The sequence below is a fragment of the Terrabacter sp. FW104-15G4B genome (assembly GCF_058790095.1).
Genome location: NZ_JBYTCI010000014.1, coordinates 17,471 through 34,483, shown reverse-complemented (window position 1 = coordinate 34,483; position 17,013 = coordinate 17,471). Strand labels below are relative to the sequence as shown.

The 17,013-nt window shown below is 73.3% G+C and carries 18 protein-coding genes; 5 read left to right on the top strand and 13 right to left on the bottom strand.

What is annotated here, in order from left to right; all coding sequences use genetic code 11:
- Positions 1-7: 7 nt before the first annotated feature.
- From AC3WRT_RS12450 to AC3WRT_RS12435, 4 genes are all read right to left on the bottom strand, one after another.
- A complete protein-coding gene (locus AC3WRT_RS12450; protein ID WP_492722305.1) occupies positions 8-1,066 on the bottom strand; it encodes an N-acetylneuraminate synthase family protein in 1,059 nt (352 codons plus the stop codon).
- The gene (locus tag AC3WRT_RS12445; protein WP_492722304.1) at positions 1,063-1,782 is read right to left on the bottom strand and encodes a NeuD/PglB/VioB family sugar acetyltransferase; all 720 of its coding nucleotides are present in this window, start codon (positions 1,780-1,782) and stop codon (positions 1,063-1,065) included. The genes AC3WRT_RS12450 and AC3WRT_RS12445 overlap by 4 nt, the downstream gene beginning before the upstream one ends.
- A 1-nt stretch (position 1,783) precedes the next feature.
- Entirely contained in the window at positions 1,784-3,238 is a 1,455-nt protein-coding gene (locus tag AC3WRT_RS12440; protein WP_492722303.1) for a hypothetical protein, read from the bottom strand.
- A 66-nt stretch (positions 3,239-3,304) separates the two neighbouring features.
- Positions 3,305-4,774 (bottom strand): lipopolysaccharide biosynthesis protein, encoded by a 1,470-nt coding sequence (locus AC3WRT_RS12435; RefSeq protein ID WP_492722301.1) that lies wholly within the window; start codon positions 4,772-4,774, stop codon positions 3,305-3,307.
- Positions 4,775-4,818: 44 nt separating this feature from the next.
- On the opposite strand from AC3WRT_RS12435, the gene AC3WRT_RS12430 reads away from it, so the two are divergent.
- From AC3WRT_RS12430 to AC3WRT_RS12420, 3 genes are read left to right on the top strand one after another with little or no spacing between them, the layout of a single operon-like run.
- Complete coding sequence (locus AC3WRT_RS12430; protein ID WP_492722299.1) at positions 4,819-5,835, top strand: Gfo/Idh/MocA family protein; 1,017 nt, start codon at positions 4,819-4,821, stop codon at positions 5,833-5,835.
- On the top strand, positions 5,832-6,623 hold the full coding sequence (locus tag AC3WRT_RS12425) for an acylneuraminate cytidylyltransferase family protein (protein WP_492722297.1): 792 nt from the start codon (positions 5,832-5,834) through the stop codon (positions 6,621-6,623). Before AC3WRT_RS12430 ends, AC3WRT_RS12425 begins: the two co-directional genes overlap by 4 nt.
- Positions 6,620-7,408 carry an SDR family oxidoreductase gene (locus tag AC3WRT_RS12420; protein ID WP_492722296.1) on the top strand — a complete coding sequence of 263 codons (789 nt, stop codon included), beginning with the start codon at positions 6,620-6,622 and terminating at the stop codon, positions 7,406-7,408. The genes AC3WRT_RS12425 and AC3WRT_RS12420 overlap by 4 nt, the downstream gene beginning before the upstream one ends.
- 22 nt (positions 7,409-7,430) lie before the next feature.
- Here the strand turns inward: AC3WRT_RS12420 and AC3WRT_RS12415 are convergent, their stop codons facing one another.
- On the bottom strand, positions 7,431-8,450 hold the full coding sequence (locus tag AC3WRT_RS12415) for an LLM class F420-dependent oxidoreductase (protein WP_492722294.1): 1,020 nt from the start codon (positions 8,448-8,450) through the stop codon (positions 7,431-7,433).
- A 75-nt stretch (positions 8,451-8,525) separates the two neighbouring features.
- On the opposite strand from AC3WRT_RS12415, the gene AC3WRT_RS12410 reads away from it, so the two are divergent.
- Positions 8,526-8,990, top strand: coding sequence for a CoA-binding protein (locus tag AC3WRT_RS12410; protein WP_492722292.1), 465 nt, complete (start codon positions 8,526-8,528; stop codon positions 8,988-8,990).
- Positions 8,991-8,997: 7 nt separating this feature from the next.
- On the top strand, positions 8,998-9,675 hold the full coding sequence (locus AC3WRT_RS12405; RefSeq protein ID WP_492722290.1) for an alpha/beta fold hydrolase: 678 nt from the start codon (positions 8,998-9,000) through the stop codon (positions 9,673-9,675).
- A gap of 56 nt (positions 9,676-9,731) precedes the next feature.
- On the opposite strand, the gene purE is transcribed toward AC3WRT_RS12405, so the two are convergent.
- From purE to AC3WRT_RS12365, 8 genes are all read right to left on the bottom strand, one after another.
- Complete coding sequence (purE, locus tag AC3WRT_RS12400) at positions 9,732-10,229, bottom strand: 5-(carboxyamino)imidazole ribonucleotide mutase (protein ID WP_492722426.1); 498 nt, start codon at positions 10,227-10,229, stop codon at positions 9,732-9,734.
- 56 nt (positions 10,230-10,285) lie between these two features.
- On the bottom strand, positions 10,286-11,482 hold the full coding sequence (locus tag AC3WRT_RS12395) for a 5-(carboxyamino)imidazole ribonucleotide synthase (protein ID WP_492722288.1): 1,197 nt from the start codon (positions 11,480-11,482) through the stop codon (positions 10,286-10,288).
- A gap of 20 nt (positions 11,483-11,502) precedes the next feature.
- Positions 11,503-12,156, bottom strand: coding sequence for a GtrA family protein (locus tag AC3WRT_RS12390; protein WP_492722286.1), 654 nt, complete (start codon positions 12,154-12,156; stop codon positions 11,503-11,505).
- 64 nt (positions 12,157-12,220) lie between these two features.
- Positions 12,221-13,228: a sensor histidine kinase gene (locus AC3WRT_RS12385; RefSeq protein WP_492722284.1), complete on the bottom strand. Its 1,008-nt coding sequence runs from the start codon at positions 13,226-13,228 to the stop codon at positions 12,221-12,223.
- A gap of 23 nt (positions 13,229-13,251) precedes the next feature.
- Positions 13,252-13,929: a response regulator transcription factor gene (locus tag AC3WRT_RS12380; protein WP_492722282.1), complete on the bottom strand. Its 678-nt coding sequence runs from the start codon at positions 13,927-13,929 to the stop codon at positions 13,252-13,254.
- 141 nt (positions 13,930-14,070) lie between these two features.
- Positions 14,071-14,916, bottom strand: a complete 846-nt coding sequence (locus AC3WRT_RS12375; RefSeq protein ID WP_492722280.1) for an enoyl-CoA hydratase/isomerase family protein — start codon at positions 14,914-14,916, stop codon at positions 14,071-14,073.
- Between the two features lie 20 nt (positions 14,917-14,936).
- On the bottom strand, positions 14,937-16,091 hold the full coding sequence (locus AC3WRT_RS12370) for an adenylate/guanylate cyclase domain-containing protein (protein WP_492722278.1): 1,155 nt from the start codon (positions 16,089-16,091) through the stop codon (positions 14,937-14,939).
- Positions 16,092-16,098: 7 nt separating this feature from the next.
- Entirely contained in the window at positions 16,099-17,004 is a 906-nt protein-coding gene (locus AC3WRT_RS12365) for a biotin--[acetyl-CoA-carboxylase] ligase (protein WP_492722276.1), read from the bottom strand.
- Positions 17,005-17,013 lie beyond the last annotated feature (9 nt).

Here is a 17,013-nt window from a genome sequence, read left to right as displayed (position 1 = left end):
GCGGGTCTCAGCCTGCGAGGTCGGCGTCGGTGACCGGTGCCCCGGCCTCGACGGCGCGGGCCAGGACCCGTCCACGGATGTCGACGGCCGGGCTGACACCGCCCTCGGGGCGCAGCAGCTGCAGGTCGTCACCGGCGAGCTGCGTGCCGGCGGGCAGGGCCCGCGCCGCGTGCCACGAGCGGCGTACGAGAACGGCGTTGTCCTCCTCGGACGGCATCCGCACCTTGACGCCGTCGCCGAGGGCGCGGGCCAGCTGCTTGGTCGTCGCGACGTACTCCGTGAGGGCGTCGGGCTCGAGGCTGGCGAGGTGGTCCGGGCCGGGGAGGGTGCGGTCGCTCGTGAAGTGCTTCTCGAGGATGGGCGCCCCGAGCGCCACCGCACCGAGCGCCGTCGTGAGGCCGGGCGTGTGGTCCGACCACCCCACGGGTATGCCGTGCAGCTCGGTGAGGCGTGGGATGACCCGCAGGTTGCACTCCTCCACCGGGGCCGGATAGGCCGAGACGCAGTGGAAGAGCACGAGTCCGGGCGCGTCGGCGCACGCCTCGACGGCGGCCTCGACCTCGTCCTCGGTGCCCATCCCGGTCGAGACGAGCAGCACGACGCCGAGCTGCGACATCTCCCGCAGGTAGGGCAGGTTCGTCAGCTCGCCGGAGCTCACCTTCAGCGCCGGCAGCCCGAGGTCGACGAGCATCTCGGCACTGTCGAGGTCGAACGGCGTCGACAGGAACGTCGTACCCGCCTCGGTGGCGTGGTCGCGCAGCTCGACCCACGCCTCCTTGGGCAGGGTCAGCGCCTCGAGGAGGCTGCGCTGGTCGGAACTGCCGCCGCGGTCGCGCTGGTAGGGGGTCGTCGCCGCGGTCGACGAGACGAGCTTCTCCGGCGAGAAGGTCTGGAACTTCACGGCGTCGGCGCCCGACGCGGCCGCGACGTCGACGAGTCGGTGTGCGAGCGCGACGTCCCCGTTGTGGTTGACGCCCGCCTCGGCGATGACGTAGACGTCGCCCGGCGTGGGCACCTGGACGGCGCCGATGGCGACCGGGGTGACGGCGTTCAGGTGGTCGCTCATGGGGTACCTCCAGGCGTGCGCATGCTTCGGGTCTCTCGGGTGTCTCGGGTATTTCGAGTGTCTCGTGGGGCGGCGGGCGCGGCGGCTGGCGTTGCCGGCGTCCCGACGACGGTCTCGCCGTCGGCCACGTGGCGCGTGACGACGGCGCCGGCACCGACGGTGGCCCCCGAACCGACCGTCACGAGGGGCAGGACGCGCGCGCCGCTGCCGACCAGCGATACCTCACCGACCGACGCGCCGCCGAGGAGAACGGCGCCAGGAGCGATGTGGGCGCCGGCACGGACGCTGCAGTCGTGCTCGACGACGGCAGCGGTGTTGACGATGACAGCGTCACCGAGCCGGCTGGCGGGCCCGACGTGGGCGTGCTCCAGCACCACACAGCCGGCCCCGAGGACGCTGCGGGACGCGACGGTGGCGGTCGCGGCGACCAGCGACGGGACGGAGAGCCCGCGGAGGGTGAGCTCGTGGACGACGCGCACGCGGGCGGCATTGGCGCCGATGGCGACGGCTGCCTGCAACCCCTGTGCCTCGATCAGCTCGAAGGCCGCGCGGTCGTCGGCGAGCACGTCGACGTGCCACACGTCGCCCTCGGGAACTTCGCCCGACACGGCGACGACGGTCTGCCCGGCGCGCTCGAGGACGTCGACGACGGACCGGGCGTGCCCGCCCGCACCGAGCACCACCCACCCGGCGCCGGGGGCCGGCCCTGACGTCACGTCAGGCCGTCCCGGTGACACTGGTCGCGCGCGGGCCGACGGCACCCGGCGGCTGGTGACCGAGGGAGCCGGCGGCCTCGCCGAGCGCGCCGCCGACCTTGCGGATGTTGTCGGGCTCGAGCACGGCCGGCACCCGCGGCGGGTCGAGCACGAGGCCCTCCCACGAGTTGCGCACGTAGTCGTGGACGAACCACTCGTCGATGGCGGCCTGGTCGGCGCGCAGCGACTCCCAGCCGCGTTCGGCGACGAACTGCGTCAGGTCGTCGGGCGAGTCGAGGCGTGCGACGTTGCCGAGGCCGCTCCACGGCATCTCGGCGCCGGTGACCACGGGGAGACCGAGCAGGCCGGCCTCGAGGCCGACCGTGCCGGTCGCGGTGACGGTGAAGACGGCCTGCTTCATCAGCTCGCGGGAGTCGGCGAAGGGGTCGATCGTCGCGATGTTGGGGTGGGCGTCGAACTGGGGCCAGTAGTCGGGGTCCCGGCGCCACATGAAGTGCGCGTGCTCCTTGACGGCGACACCGATGTCCAGCGGCGCGAGGGCCTCGGCGAGCACGCGGGCGGTGTAGGCCTGGTCGCGCCACTCCTGCCCCATGACGTCGGCGCTCGACTCGGGCTGCACCTGCAGCGGCAGGAAGACGAACTTCTCGGGCACGGGGTCCCAGCGGCGGTCCTGGTACTCGCGCAGGTTGAGCCGCGCCTTGACGGGGTTGAGCCACGGCAGCCGGGCGTAGTCGGACGGGCGAGGCAGCTGCAGGTTGGCCCCGCGGTCGACGGCGAACTCCTTGATGCGGTCGCTCGCGAGGCGCCAGATCTCCTGGCCGGTCTCCACCTTGAGGTTGCGTGCGAAGCCCATCGGGCGCCCGTGCTCGGCCCGCCACGTGTCGATGAACGCCTGCCCCGCGGCGACGGCCGTCGGGTCCTCGACCTGCCGCTCCCACAGGGTGATCCCCTTGGGCGCGCCGATGAGGCCGAAGCGGTCGGACGGGAGGCGTATGCCGCGTGGCCACGTCGCGAGGCCGCCGTGGTGCGTGACGAGGCCGGCCGTGAGCAGCTCGGAGGTGACGGTGAACTCGACGAGGGCGAGCACGGGTCCGCGGCCCGCGATGGCGGCCTCGAGCTCCTCGGCGGCCAGGTTGAGGAAGTTCATCGCGGTGTCGACGCGGTTGCGGCGCAGCGCACGCTCCGAGACGAGCAGGTCGAGCGGCTCGAGGCCCACGCCGGCGCAGGCGCGTTTGAGGGCTGCGTGGGGCGCGAGGCCGCTGACGACGTTCGCCTTGCGCGCGGCGGCATACGGCAGCCGGACGGTCGTGGCGCGCGGAGCGTGCTTGCGCACCCAGGCGAGGTTGGCGTCCGTCCGCACGACGAGGACGAGGTCCTTCGTCTCGAAGCCGGCGTGCACGAGAGCCGGTACGAGGAGGTCGTCGTAGCCCAGGCCCATGTGGACGAGCGGTGTCACCACGGAAGCGTGTCTCCTGCATGTCGGTGCGGGCCGGCACAGGTCAGGCCGGGCGAGCGCCTCATCCTATCCGCGCAGGGTGCGCAGGATCCGCGGCGCGACGGCGACGGCCCCTGCGGCGACGAGCGCAGCGAGGACGAGGCGGGCCCACGCGGCCGGCCCGTGGAGGGGCAGCACCGCACCGACGAGCGCGAGCACGACGCCTGCCAGGGCCACCGCGGCGACCCGTGGCGGCCACCGCAGCGGTGAGTGGGTGCGCGCGAACCACGTCGTGAGGGCCATGAGGACCACGTAGCCGAGCGCCTTGGCGATGGCGACCCCGACGATCCCGCCTGTCGCCCCGGTGCCCGGTGCGAGCAGCAGCGCGACGAGCACGACCACCGTGAGGGCCACGAGGGCGGCCCACGCGAGCCGGCCGGTGCGCTCGGCGTCGAGGACGGCGAGCGAGGAGCCCTGGTAGAGCATGTACGACACCGACACGGTGCAGATGACACCGAGGGCACCGACCATGGCGGCGCGGTCGAAGCCGGGGTCGGCCATGACGGCGACCAGCCACGGTCCGAGGAGCGCGACGCCCGCCGCCCCTGCGGCGACGACGGTCGTCAGTGCGGTGCCGGTGCGCGCCGTCCAGACCCACCGGCGCTCGAGGGGGTGCGAGAGGACGAGCGGCCCCCAGGCGTTGAAGAGCGCGACGGCGAGGACGAAGGGCATGTTCCCGAGCTGGAGCGCCACCTGGTAGCTGCCCGCCCCCGCCTCACCGACGAGGACCCGCGCGAGCAGCACGTCGCCGGAGAGCAGCCCGAGCATCGCGGCCGCCTGCGGCAGCAGCGGTGCTGCCAGACGCAGGCCCGCCCGGACCCGATCTCGCTCGACGGTGGGCGGCAGCGGGCGCCCGAGCACCAGCGCGACGACGGCAGCGAGGACGACGACGACCGCGTATGCCGTGAGGTACGTCCCAGCCGTGGGCTCCCCTCGCGCGGCGTGGAGTCCCGCGAGCTGTGCCCCCACGGTGGCGAGCACGGCGAGCGCGAGGAAGCCCCAGGGCTGCAGGCGTGCACGCATCAGGGTCTGGCCGGCCACGACGGTCGTCAGCGCCACCGCCGCCACGACGAGGGGCACCCACTGGCTCAGGTCGGCATGCCCGGCTGCAGACAGCACCAGGGCCAGCACGAGGCAGACGGCGCCGAGCCCCAGAGCCAGGAGCGTCATCATCCCGGCGAGCGCCCGCGCGACCCGGGGGCCTTCGGCGCCGCGGTGGTGCTCCCGGAGGACGACCTGCGGCAGGCCGGCTGCCGCGATCGTGCCGACCATCTGGACAATGACAAGGCCGGTGGCCACGCGGCCGAACTGGACCGGTCCGAGCACGCGGGTCGCGAAGGGGAGCACGAGCAGGACGCCGAGGCCCTGCAGCGCGGTCCCGACGAGGTAGACCACCGAGTGCGCACCGAGCGAGCCGGCTGCGGGGGCGCCGCTCCCACCGGGCATGTCGCGTGCCTCGGGCGCCTCGGGCACGGGAGAGTCGGGATGATCTGCCACGATGGGAAACCTACTAGGGCAAGGGAGGGCCGGGTGAGCGCGACGTGAGCGGCAACGTCGTCGTGCGTGGCTCCGGCTCGATCGGGCAACGCCACGCCCGGGTCTTCCGGCAGGTGGGCGCCCAGGTCTCCCTGTGGCCGGTGCGCGACCGTGGTCTGGGGACCGACGCCGTCGACGAGGTCACCGGCGCGCGCCTCCTCGGTGACGAGACCGCCGCGTCGGCGCTGCCGGGCACGCTCGTCGTCATCGCGACCGACACGGCCCGCCACGTCGCCGACGCCGTCGAGGCACTCGACGCGGGGGCGACCGCCGTCCTCGTCGAGAAGCCGGTCGCCGTGACGGCCCGCGACGCGATCGCGCTGCGCGAGCACCCGCGGGCCCAGGACGTCTGGGTCGCCGCTCCTCTGCGAGCGCACGAGGCCTTCCGCCACCTGCGCCGCCTCGTGGGCCGCATCGAGGGGGCCGCCTCGGCACACCTGTGGTCGCAGTCGTGGCTGCCCGACTGGCGGCCCGACCGCGACTACCGCGAGTCCTACTCCGCCCGGCCCGACGAGGGCGGGGTGCTGCGCGACATGGTCCACGAGATCGACTACGCCGCAGTGCTCTTCGGTCGTGCCACGCTCCTCGGCGCCGGCGTCGAGATCGAGGGCCCGCTCGACATCAAGGCCGAGCAGGCAGCCACCCTGCTGTGGGTCACCGACCACCCGTTCACCGTCACGGCGCGCCTCGACTACGTCTCGCGACCGACGTCGCGCGGTGTCGTCGTGCACTCGCCGCACGGCCTGCTCGAGTGGGACGTCGTGCGAGCCGTCGTGCGCCACACGACGCCCGACGGAGACGTCAGCGAGCAGGTCTTCGAGCACGACCTCGACCGCGACATCGTCATGGGCACGCAGGCACGCGCAGCACTCGACCTGAAGCCGTGGTCCCCGGCGACGCAGCGCATCGCCCGCGGCGCCCCGGCCTCGCTCGCCGAGGGCATCGACGCGGTGCGCCTGTGCGACGAGGCCCGCGCCATGGGGGCGCTGACGACCGACACCGACACCGAGGACCCCTTGTGAGCGACCAGCACCCACCCCGCGTCCTCGCGGTCATCCCCGCGCGTGGTGGCTCCAAGGGGCTGCCCGGCAAGAACGTCCGCCCCCTGTGGGGACTGCCCCTCATCGCGCACAGCATCCGCGCCGCAGCCCTGACGCCCGAGGTGACGCGCTGCATCGTCACCACCGACTCGGCGCAGATCGCCGAGGTCGCGCGCGCGCACGGCGGCGAGGCTCCCTTCCTCAGGCCGGCCGAGCTCGCCGCCGACGACACCCCGATGGCGCCCGTCGTCCGGCACGCCCTGGAGTGGGTCGAGCGCGACGAGGGCGCCGCATACGACGCCGTGCTGCTGCTCGACCCGACGAGCCCGGCTCGCGTGCCGCCGCAGCTGACCGAGGCGGTAGGCCGACTGACCGCGACACCGACGCTCGACGGGGTCATCAGCGTCTCGGAGCCGACCTTCAACCCGGTGTGGGTCGGTGTGCGCCCCGACGACGATCGCGGCGGCGCGCTCACCCGGTTCTTCGAGGCCGGCACGGGCGTCACCCGGCGCCAGGACGTCGGCCGCTTCCTGCGGATCAACGGCAACTTCTACCTGTGGCGTGCCGGCTTCGTGCGGCGGCTCCAGGCGTCGTGGTTCGACGAGGGCACCCACGACGGCCTGGAGATCCCCGAGGCACAGGCCTTCTCCATCGACGACGACTACGAGTTCCGGCTCATCGAGGCGCTCATCGGCGCCGGCCTCATCACGCTGCCGTGGCTCGACCCGGCTCAGCCCCCGACCGCCGTCCCGACCCAGGAGCTCCAGTGACGACCGACCAGTTCACATCCCTCGCCGGTCGCACGGCGGTCGTGACCGGCGGCGCGGGTCCACTCGGCTCGGTGCTCGCCGACGCGCTGGCCACGGCGGGCGCGCGCGTCGTCGTGGTCGACCTCGACGAGTCGGCCTGCGCCGCTGCGGCCGGCGCACTCCCGGGCACGGGCCACCTACCTCTCGGCGCCGACCTGCTTGACCCGCAGGGCATCTCGCGAGTCGTCGCAGCCGTCACCGAGCTCGGCGCCTGCGACGTCCTCGTCAACAACGCCGCTTTCACCGGCACCTCCGGCGTCCCCGGGTATGCCGTGCCGTTCGACGAGCAGACCGACGACGCCTTCGCGATGGCGCTGGCCCTCAACCTCACCGCGCCGTTCTCCCTGACGCGCCGGCTCGCACCGCTCCTGCGTGCCTCGGGCCACGGCAGCGTCGTCAACGTGTCGAGCATCTACGGCCTCGTCGGCCCGAACATGGGCCTTTACGAGGGCACCCGGATGGGCAACCCGGCCGCCTACGCCGCGAGCAAGGGCGGCATCGCCCAACTGACCCGCTACCTCTCGACGGTGCTCGCACCCGAGGTGCGGGTCAACGCGTTCGCCCCCGGCGGCATCGCGCGCGGGCAGGACGACGCGTTCGTGCAGCGCTACGAGCGCCTGACGCCGCTGGGCCGGATGGGCACCGAGGACGACTTCCGCGGGGTCGTCTCGTGGCTCGCGTCAGACGCCTCGGCCTACGTCACCGGCCAGGTCGTCGCCGTCGACGGCGGCTGGACGGCCTGGTGACAGGCCGTCCAGCCGTGCGTCCTCAGCCCTTGAGTTCCGGGGCGACCGTCTGCTCGAAGAGCTCGATACCCGAGCGGTCGTAGGCCGCCTCGGCGAAGTACGTGATGGCGTACGTCATGCCACGCCCCTCCATGTCCTTGAGCATGGAAACGATCTTGTCGGGGGTGCCGACCGCGGGCTGCTTGCGGAGGTCCTCGACCGCCGCTGCCGCCTTGTCGTCGGCCACGCCGCCCTTGCGCAGCAGCTCGCCGTAGAACTTCAGGCGGTCCTCGACATCGGCGTCGGTCTCGCCGATGACGACGTTGTAGTTCGCCGAGCGGACGATCTCGCCGAAGTCGCGGCCCTCGCTGTCGCAGTGGCCCCTGAGGATCTCGCTCTTGTGGTCGAAGCCCTCGGGCGTGCCGTCGAAGTTCGTGTAGTCGGCGTACTGGGCGGCGATCTTGAGGGTCACCTTCTCGCCTCCACCGGCGATCCACATGGGGATGCCGTTGAGCGGGCTGCCCAGCGAGGACGTGCCCTGCAGCGGCCGCGGCGCGCAGATGGCGCCGTCGACCTGGTAGTACTTCCCGTCGAGGGTTGCCGAGCCCTTCATCCACATGTCGCGGAAGACCTGGACGCCCTCACGCAGCGCGCCCAGACGGTCGGCGGCCTTGGGGAAGCCGTAGCCGTAGGCGCGCCACTCGTGCTCGTACCAGCCGGCGCCGATGCCCATCTCGGTGCGGCCACCGGAGATGACGTCGACCGTCGCGGCCACCTTCGCGAGGTAGGCGGGGTTGCGGTAGGCCATGCACGTGCACATCTGGCCGAGCCGCACCCGGGAGGTGGCGGCGCCGAAGCCCGCCATCAGCGACCACGCCTCGTGGGTCGCCTCGCCCGAGGGCTGCGGCACGGTGTGGAAGTGGTCGTAGACCCAGATGGACTCGAAGACGTCACCGTCGTCGGCGTGCTTGGCGAGGTTGACCATGGCTTCCCACTGGTGGGCCGGCTCGATGCCGACGAGATCCATCCGCCAGCCCTGGGGAACAAACATTCCGAATCGCATCCATCCATCCAACCACGGCCGAATGGGAGCAGCATGGGCACTGTCCGGGGTTTCCGGGCGTGTGAGGATGGCGGCATGAGCCAGCACCGCAACAGCGCCGACGTCATCCGGGACCTGCTGCACACCCCGGCCACGTGGGCCGTCGTCGGCCTCGGCGACAACCCCGACCGCACGGCATACCGGGTCTCCTCGTGGTTGCAGCACGAGCTGGGCATCCGCATCGTGCCCGTCCATCCGAGCGCGGCGAAGGTCCACGGCTCGCAGGGCTACAAGACCCTCTCCGACATCCCCGACGGCACCGTCGTGAAGGTCGTCGACTGCTTCGTCAACAGCGAGCGGGTCGGCGCGGTCGTCGACGAAGCCATCGCCGAGCGCGAGCGGCTGGGCATCGAGGCGCTGTGGCTGCAGCTCGGCGTGATCGACGAGGAGGCTGCGGCGCGGGCGGAGGAGGCCGGGCTCGCCGTCGTCATGGACACCTGCCCGAAGATCGAGTACCCCCGGATCCGGCCCGGCGACGGCGCAGACGCCGTCACCGACTGACCCGACCGTGACCGCGGTCGACCTCCACGCCCGCTTCTGGGGCAGCCCGGGCGAGCTGCCGCCCGTCCTGCTGGTCCATGCCACGGGGGACACCTCGGCGGACTGGGCCGAGGTGGCAGCCGGTCTGGCGGCCGACCGGCTCGTCGTCGCCGTCGACCTGCGCGGCCACGGCGCGAGCCCCCGGCCCGGCAGCTACGCGCTGGCCGAGCTAGCGGATGACCTGGTCGTGGTCGCCGCCGCCCTGGCAGCCGAGCACGGCAGGCCGCCCGACGTCGTCGCCCACTCGCTCGGCGGCCTCGTCGCTTGCCTGCTCGCGAGCCGTCGGCCGGACCTCGTGCGGCGGCTCGTCCTCGAGGACGTGCCCGTACCGCATGCGCGCGAGCCACGCCCTCTGCAACGTCCCGACGGAGACCTCCCCTACGACTGGGAGGCGGTGCTCCAGGTGCGAGCACAGATCGACGACCCGGACCCGCAGTGGCGGCAGGTGGTCGCCGCCGTCACGGCCCCGACGCTCGTGGTGTGGGGTGGCCCGAGCAGCCCGATGCCGCCCGAGCACGTCACGGAGATGGCCGAGACCGTTGCCGACGGTCGCCTCGTGCGCATCGACGCCGGGCACCTCGTGCACGCCCGGCAGCCCGACGTGTTCACAGCGGCCGTGCGCGGCTTCCTGGCGCTGCCCGGCTGATCGAGGGGCGTATGCAGGCTGCGCGGTCCGCCGTGCCCCTCGAGACGAGCGGCGGCTCAGTCGGTGAGCCCGCGGGCGACGTGCTCGCGCAGCGACGCCCCCTTGGCGTGCGCCTGGTCTCGCAGCTCCGCCTGGAAGGCGACCATCTGCTCGCGCACGTCGGCGGCGAGGTCGTCGCTGCCGGTGCTGACGATCCGGGCCGCCAGCAGGCCGGCGTTGCGCGCGCCGCCGATCGACACGGTCGCGACCGGCACCCCGGCCGGCATCTGGACGATCGAGAGCAGCGAGTCCATGCCGTCGAGGTACTTCAGCGGCACCGGGACGCCGACGACCGGGAGGGTGGTCACGGACGCGAGCATGCCGGGCAGGTGCGCGGCTCCCCCGGCGCCGGCGATGACGACGCGGAGCCCGCGCGCGGCGGCGCCCTGGCCGTAGGCGATCATCTCGTCGGGCATCCGGTGGGCCGAGACGACGTCGGCCTCGTAGGGGATGCCGAACTCCCCGAGCGCCCGGGCGGCCTCGCGCATGACGGGCCAGTCGCTGTCGCTGCCCATCACGATGCCGACGACGGGCACGATGGGTACGACGGGCACGGCGGGATTGGTCTCGCTCACTCGGTGATCACTCCTCGGAGGTAGTCGGCGGCATGCCCTGCCCGCTCGCGGGCGTCGCCGAGGTCGGCTCCGCTGACGTTGACGTGCCCGATCTTGCGGCCAGGGCGCACGCCCTTGCCGTAGACGTGCACCTTGGCGCCGGGGTCCCGGGCCATGATGTGGCGGTAGGCCGGGTAGAGGTGCTCGTAGTCGCCGCCCAGCACGTTGGCCATGACGGTCCACGGCGCCCGGGGGCGGGGATCGCCGAGCGGCAGGTCGAGCACCGCCCGCAGGTGCTGCTCGAACTGGCCGGTGACGGCGCCGTCCATCGACCAGTGCCCGCTGTTGTGCGGGCGCATCGCGAGCTCGTTGACGACGTAGGCCGCAGGCCCGCCGGTGCCGGGTCGCACCTCGAACATCTCGACGGCCAGCACGCCGGTCACCTCGAGCTCGCCGGCGATGCGCAGGGCAGCCTCGGTCGCGACAGAGGCGAGGTCGGGGTCGAGCGCCGGCGCAGGCGCCAGCACCTCGGTGCAGACACCATCCGTCTGGACCGTCTCGACGACCGGCCACGCCGCGGCCTGACCGGACGGGCTCCGGGCGATGAGCACCGCCAGCTCCCGCACGAAGTCGACCTTCTCCTCGAGCAGCAGGCCACCCTCGAGGGGGCCCGGCTCGCCGATGCGCGCGATCCAGTCGGTGAGACCGTCCGCGGAGTGCGCCACGGCGACGCCCTTGCCGTCGTAGCCGCCGCGCGGTGTCTTGGCGATCACCGGCCACCCGACGTCGTCACCGAAGGCCGTCACGTCTTCGGCGGTCGTGGCGCGGGTCCAGCGAGGGCAGGCGATCCCCAGCGCGGTGAGCCGCTCGCGCATGGCGAGCTTGTCCTGGGCGAAGTGCAGCGCGGAGCGCGTCGGGTGCAGCGCCGCCCCGTCGGCCTCGAGGGCCTCGAGGACGGCCGGTGGCACGTGCTCGTGGTCGAAGGTGACGACGTCGCAGTGCTGCGCGAAGGCGCGGACCGTCTCGAGGTCGGTGTGCTCGCCCACGGGCGAGCTCGGCACGACGAGGGCCGCGGCCGCGGTGTCGCTCTCGGCCAGCACGGACAGCTGCACGCCCAGCTCGACGGCCGGGCCCTGCATCATGCGGGCGAGCTGCCCGCCGCCGACGACGCCGACGACGGGGAATCCTCCGGGGGCGCGCTTGGGCTGGCTCACGACGGCCAATCTAGTCGGGGTCAGCCGAGGCGGTCGGGGCGGCCCGGGGCGGCGGCGGCCGGCTGGTCCGGACCGGTGAGCCCGGCCTGAGCCTGAGCGTCCTCCGACAGGACGGCCTCGACGTGGCTCGGGTCGGCGAGGTCCGGGTGGTGGGTGCGGACGGCAGCGAAGGTCCACAGCTTGTTGAGCACGAAGGAGAGCGGCGTGACCACGGCGATGACGATGAGCTGCGCCCAGTAGAGGCGGGTCCGGAAGCCCGTGGAGTCGTCGAGCACGGTGGGCGAGAGGTGGATCGGGGAGTTCAGGTGCATGAGCATCGTCAGCAGCACGAGCCCGATCACCTGGCCGAGCAGCCCGACCGCGAGGAAGGGCCAGTACTCCCGCCACCATGGCGCGTGCGTGCCGGTGCGGAAGGTCCAGGTGCGGTTGAGCTGGAAGTTCCAGAGGTTGGCGACGAGGAAGGCGATCGTCGAGTAGACGTGGTACCAGCGGACGTTGAAGTCCGTGCCGGGCAGCCCGACGATCGCCTGGTTGAAACCGGGACCGAGCTTCTTGACGACGACCAGGGTCAGGAGGTTGACGAGCACGCCCGAGGCGCCCACCACCGCGAACCGGAACAGCAGGAGCCAGTTGTGGCGATGGCGCACGAACAGGAACTGGTGCAGGCGCCTCACCGGGGCACCCTACCCCGCTGGGCAGGCAGCGCCTCGTCCTTCGCGGGCTCGGCGCAGCTTCGGCTCAGTCGGTCTCGGCCTCGGAGAGGAACAGCGCGAACCGGGCCGGCTGGGCCTGCACGAGGTCGAGCCGGCCACCGTTGGACTCCGCCAGGTCACGAGCCAGCGCAAGGCCGAGGCCGGTGCTGCCGCCGGCGCCGCTGCTGACGGAACGCTCGAAGATGTGTGGGGCCATCGCTGCCGGCACGCCGTCGCCCTGGTCGCTCACCTCGACGATGACGGACGGGCCGGACCGTCGGGCGTGCACGTCGACGGTGCCGCGTCCGTGGACGAGGGAGTTCTCGAGCAGCGTCGAGAGCACCTGGGAGAGCGCGACCGGCGTCGAGCGCACGAACAGGCCCCGCTCCCCGCGCACCCGGACCGAGCGGCGGGCCTGCTCGAAGGCCGGCTGCCACTCTCGCTGGAGCGCGGCGATGACGGAGTCTAGGGAGACAGCCGGTGAGGGCCCGCCGGCCCCGCGCGTGCGGCCGAGCAGATCGTCCACGACGCGCGTCAACCGTTCGACCTGAGCGATCGCGATGGTCGCCTCCTCCTTGACGACGTCGGCGTCGTCGGTCTCGGAGATCTCCTCGAGCCGCATCAGCAGGGCGGTCAGGGGGGTGCGGAGCTGGTGGGAGGCGTCGGCGGCGAAGTCGCGCTCGGCGGCCAGCGACTTGGTCATGTCGTGGGCCCGGCGCGTCATGACGCCGGACACCTGGTCGATCTCCTCGATGCCGGAGCGCACGGGAGTCAGGCGTGCCTCGCCCGCCGCGAACCGGGTGGCGAGCGCGACGAGCTCGGTCGAGCTCGCCTGGACCCCCGCCCGGGCACGCGCGGTGGCGAGGTAGGCGGCTCCGGCGCTCAGGGCGCCCACGGCGAGCATGGCACCGGCAAACCGCGCGATGCCGACGGACGGGTCGGACATCACCCAGGCGGTGAGCGAGGCGGGTCGCTGCGTGACGGCCCAGGTCACGACCGCGGTCGAGAGCAGCACGAAGAGCCCCCCGCAGACGACTGCTGCGACCAGAGCCATCCGGTCCAGGACCCGCCGCACGGTCAGTCGGCCTGGGGTCGCTCGAAGCGGAAGCCCACGCCACGGACGGTGGCGATGTACTGCGGTGACGTGGCGTCGTCGCCGAGCTTCCGACGCAGCACCGAGATGTGCATGTCGAGAGTCTTGGTGGAGCCGAACCACGCGGTGTCCCAGATCTCGCGCATCAGCTGCTCGCGGGAGACGACCTTGCCCTGCTCGCGAACCAGCACCCGGAGCAGGTCGAACTCCTTGGCGGTCAGCTGCAGCTCCTCGCCCTTGAACCAGGCGCGGCGCCCCTCGGAGTCGATCCGTACCAGCTCGCCCGAGGCGGCCACCTCGGTCGGGGTGCGCCGCAGCAGCGCACGGACGCGGGCCAGCAGCTCGGCCAGGCGGAACGGCTTGGTGACGTAGTCGTCGGCGCCGGCGTCGAGCCCGACGACCGTGTCGACCTCGTCCGCGCGCGCCGTGAGGATCAGCACCGGGATGGTGCGCCCCTCGGCCCGGATGCGGCGGCACACCTCGAGGCCGTCGATCTTCGGCAGCCCGAGGTCGAGCAGCACCAGGTCGGGGTTCTCCTTGGCACCGTCGAGGGCGGCGAGACCGTCCTCGCGCACGTCGACGTCGTAGCCCTCCCGCCGCAGCGCGCGCGCGAGCGGCTCGGAGATGGCTGTGTCGTCCTCCGCCAGGAGCACTCGGGTCATGTCACCGTCCTCAGGATCTGCCGGCCCGGGGCGCGCCGACCGTGGTGAGCCTATCCACTACGGACCGATATGCACCTTGACCGGCCCGCGACACGGGAGATCGTCGCCGCGGCCGCGGGGCGTCGTGGCTCGTGGACCGCGTCAGCGTCCCGGCCAGACGGGCCGGCGCTTCTCGGCAAAGGCGGCCACGCCCTCGCGGCGGTCGCCCGAGAACGCCGTGGCCCGCCAGCAGCCGTCCTCGATCTCCAGGCCCGCGTCCAGGCCGACGTCGGCTCCCAGGCGCATGGCCCGCTTGGCGTTCCGCAGCCCGACGGGAGAGTTCGCCGCGATGGTGGCAGCCAGCTCCAGCGCACGCCCCCGCGCCGTCCCGGCCGGCACGACCTCGTCGACGGCACCGAGCTCGAGAGCCTCGTGGGCCCGCATCCTGGCCGCCGTGAAGATGGCCTTCGCGGCGCGCGACCACCCGACCCGGCGCACGAGCAGCTGCGTGCCGCCACCACCGGGGATGACGCCGACGCCGACCTCGGGCAGTCCGACGAGCGCGTCCTCGCCCGCGACGATCACGTCGCACGACAGGGCGAGCTCGAAGCCGCCGCCGAGGGCGAAGCCGTCGACCGCTGCGACGGCGGGCATGGGCAGGCCGAGTACCCCACCGTATGCCGCCCGCGCCACCGGGCGCTGCTCCATGAGCTCCGCGTCGGTGAGCGTGTTGCGCTCCTTGAGGTCGGCACCGACGCAGAACGCCTTCTCGTGGCTGGAGGTCAGCACGACGCACCGCACCGACTCGTCCGCGGCCACCTCGGCTGTCGCCTTCGCGATCGCCTGGGCCATGGCCGTCGACACGGCGTTCAGCGCCGTGGGCCGGTCGAGCACGATCTCGGCGACGTGCGCCAGCTCGGGCTCGGTGAAGCGCTCGACACGGACGAGGACAGGCGGTGCCGACCCGTCGCTGGGGGTGGCGTCGGCTGCGGTCGGCGTTGACGGCATACGTCGGTCTCCTTCGGGGCTCACGCGTCGGCGCGGGTCGGTGGTCGGTGGTCTGCGGGCTCACCCTCGGGCGAGGTGGATCGGCGGGCCGCCGACGTCGCGCGGCGCAGCAGCGAGGGAGTCACGGGCCCGACCCCGCGCAGGATGCGCCGGCGCTGACCGGTCAGCTCGAAACCTGACAGGCTCGCCAGCTCGCGAGCCATCGTGGCATCGACGAGCACGGTGCCGGCCTGCGCGACGGCGGTGAGGCGGGAGGCCCGGTTGACGGTCGTTCCGAAGACGTCACCGAGGCGCGAGACGATCGGCCCGCGGGCCATGCCACAGCGCACGTCGGGCAGCAGGTCGTCCTGCGCCATGGCCTCGACGAGGTCGAGGGCGATGGCGGCCGACGGCGCGGCGCCCACCGTCGTGAAGAGGACCTCGTCGCCGACCGTCTTGATGAGGCGGCCGCCGTGGGCGGTGATGACGTCGGCCGACAGTGCCTCGAAGCGTGAGACCAGGCGCGCCAGGTCTCGCTCCGACATGCGCCGCACGAGCGCCGTGAAGTTGACGAGGTCCGCGAAGCCGACGGACCGCATCTTCGTCATGCCGTAGGACTCGGGGTCTGCGTCGGCAAGCATGCGGGCGACCGTCGCGGACAGGTGCCGGCGCCACGCGTAGACCAGCAGCGGCTCGAGGCGGTCGGTGAGCGCCGAGAGGCGCTTGGCCGTCTCCGTCGCCGTCTCGAGGCTCGGCACGGCCCGCGTCTCGCCCTCGTCCGGCTCGCCGTCGCCGCCGAGGGCTGCCGTCATGTGGGTCTCGACGGCCTCGGCGATCAGCTGGGACTGCCAGCCGGCGAGACGGTCGGCCGACCTCGCGAAGGCGCGCGTCATGGCGAGCGCCGTCGGCTCGTCGAGCAGGCCGTCGCGCACGATCCCGGCCACGGCGGCCAGGGCCTTCAGGTCCGCCTCGGTGAACAGCTCGTCGTCGGTGTCGACGACGGGGAAGCCAAGGGCGTGCCAGAACTTGCGCGCCGACAGCAGGGACACCTCGGCGCCACGGCTCACATCGCGCCGGCGCAGCTCGAGGGGACGGCCGAGCAGCTGCTCGGTGAAGTCCTCGCTCGCCCGCCCGGCAGGCTCGGTGCCCGGAGTGCCCGGAGTGCCCGGGGTGCCCGGGGTGCCCGGCTCGGTCATGGACCGATCATGCCAGCCCGCCTGCGGCGGGCCTCACGTGGACGACGTCACCGGCGGCGAAGCTGCGCGGGCCGTGCGCGGTGCGCACGACGAGGGCGCCGTCGTCGTCCACGTCCACGGCGGTCCCCGTGGCCGCGTCGCCGGTGGGCAGCTGCACCCGGACCTCGAGCCCGAGGGTCGAGCACGCCTCGCGGTAGGCCGCCCGCACCGCTGCGACGTCGCCCGGTCGCACCGGATCCGGCCCGACATGCACGCCCGCGCCGGGAAGCACGGCGACGAGGTGGTCCAGGTAGGCCGTCAGCAGGTCCTCGCGCCGCACGGGCGCGCCGGCGAGGACCAGGGAGGTGGCGGTGTCGACGGGCAGCTCCTCGCGGGTCTGGTCCACGTTGACCCCCGTCCCGACGACGACGGCCGCCCAGGTGGGATCGGTGCCGGTCCCGACGAGCTCGCAGAGGATCCCGCTCACCTTGCGGTCGCCGTCGTCGGCGAGCAGGACGTCGTTGGGCCACTTGAGACGTGCGGTCAGTCGCCGCCCCGAGGCCTCGGTCACCTCGCCGACCGCCCGGGCCAGCGCCAACCCGGCGAGCAGCGGCATCCACCCGGCCTGCAACCGGTCGGCGACCGGTACGGCGACGCTGACCGCCAGGGAGGCCTTGTCCGGCACCGTCCAGGCCCGACCGAGACGGCCCCGGCCGCCGGTCTGGTGGTCCGTCAGCACCACCCACCAGAGGCCCCGCTCGTCGGGCGGCGCGCCCACGGCACACGTCGTCAGCGCCCGGGGCGCCCCGGTCAGCAGCTCGCGCAGCCGGGTGTTCGTCGAGCCCAGGGAAGGGTGCAGCTCCACGCCGCGCCACGGCCGGCCGGACGTGACCAAGGCCGCACGGACAGTCTCCGAGTCGAGCGAATCGCGCACGGGGTCAAG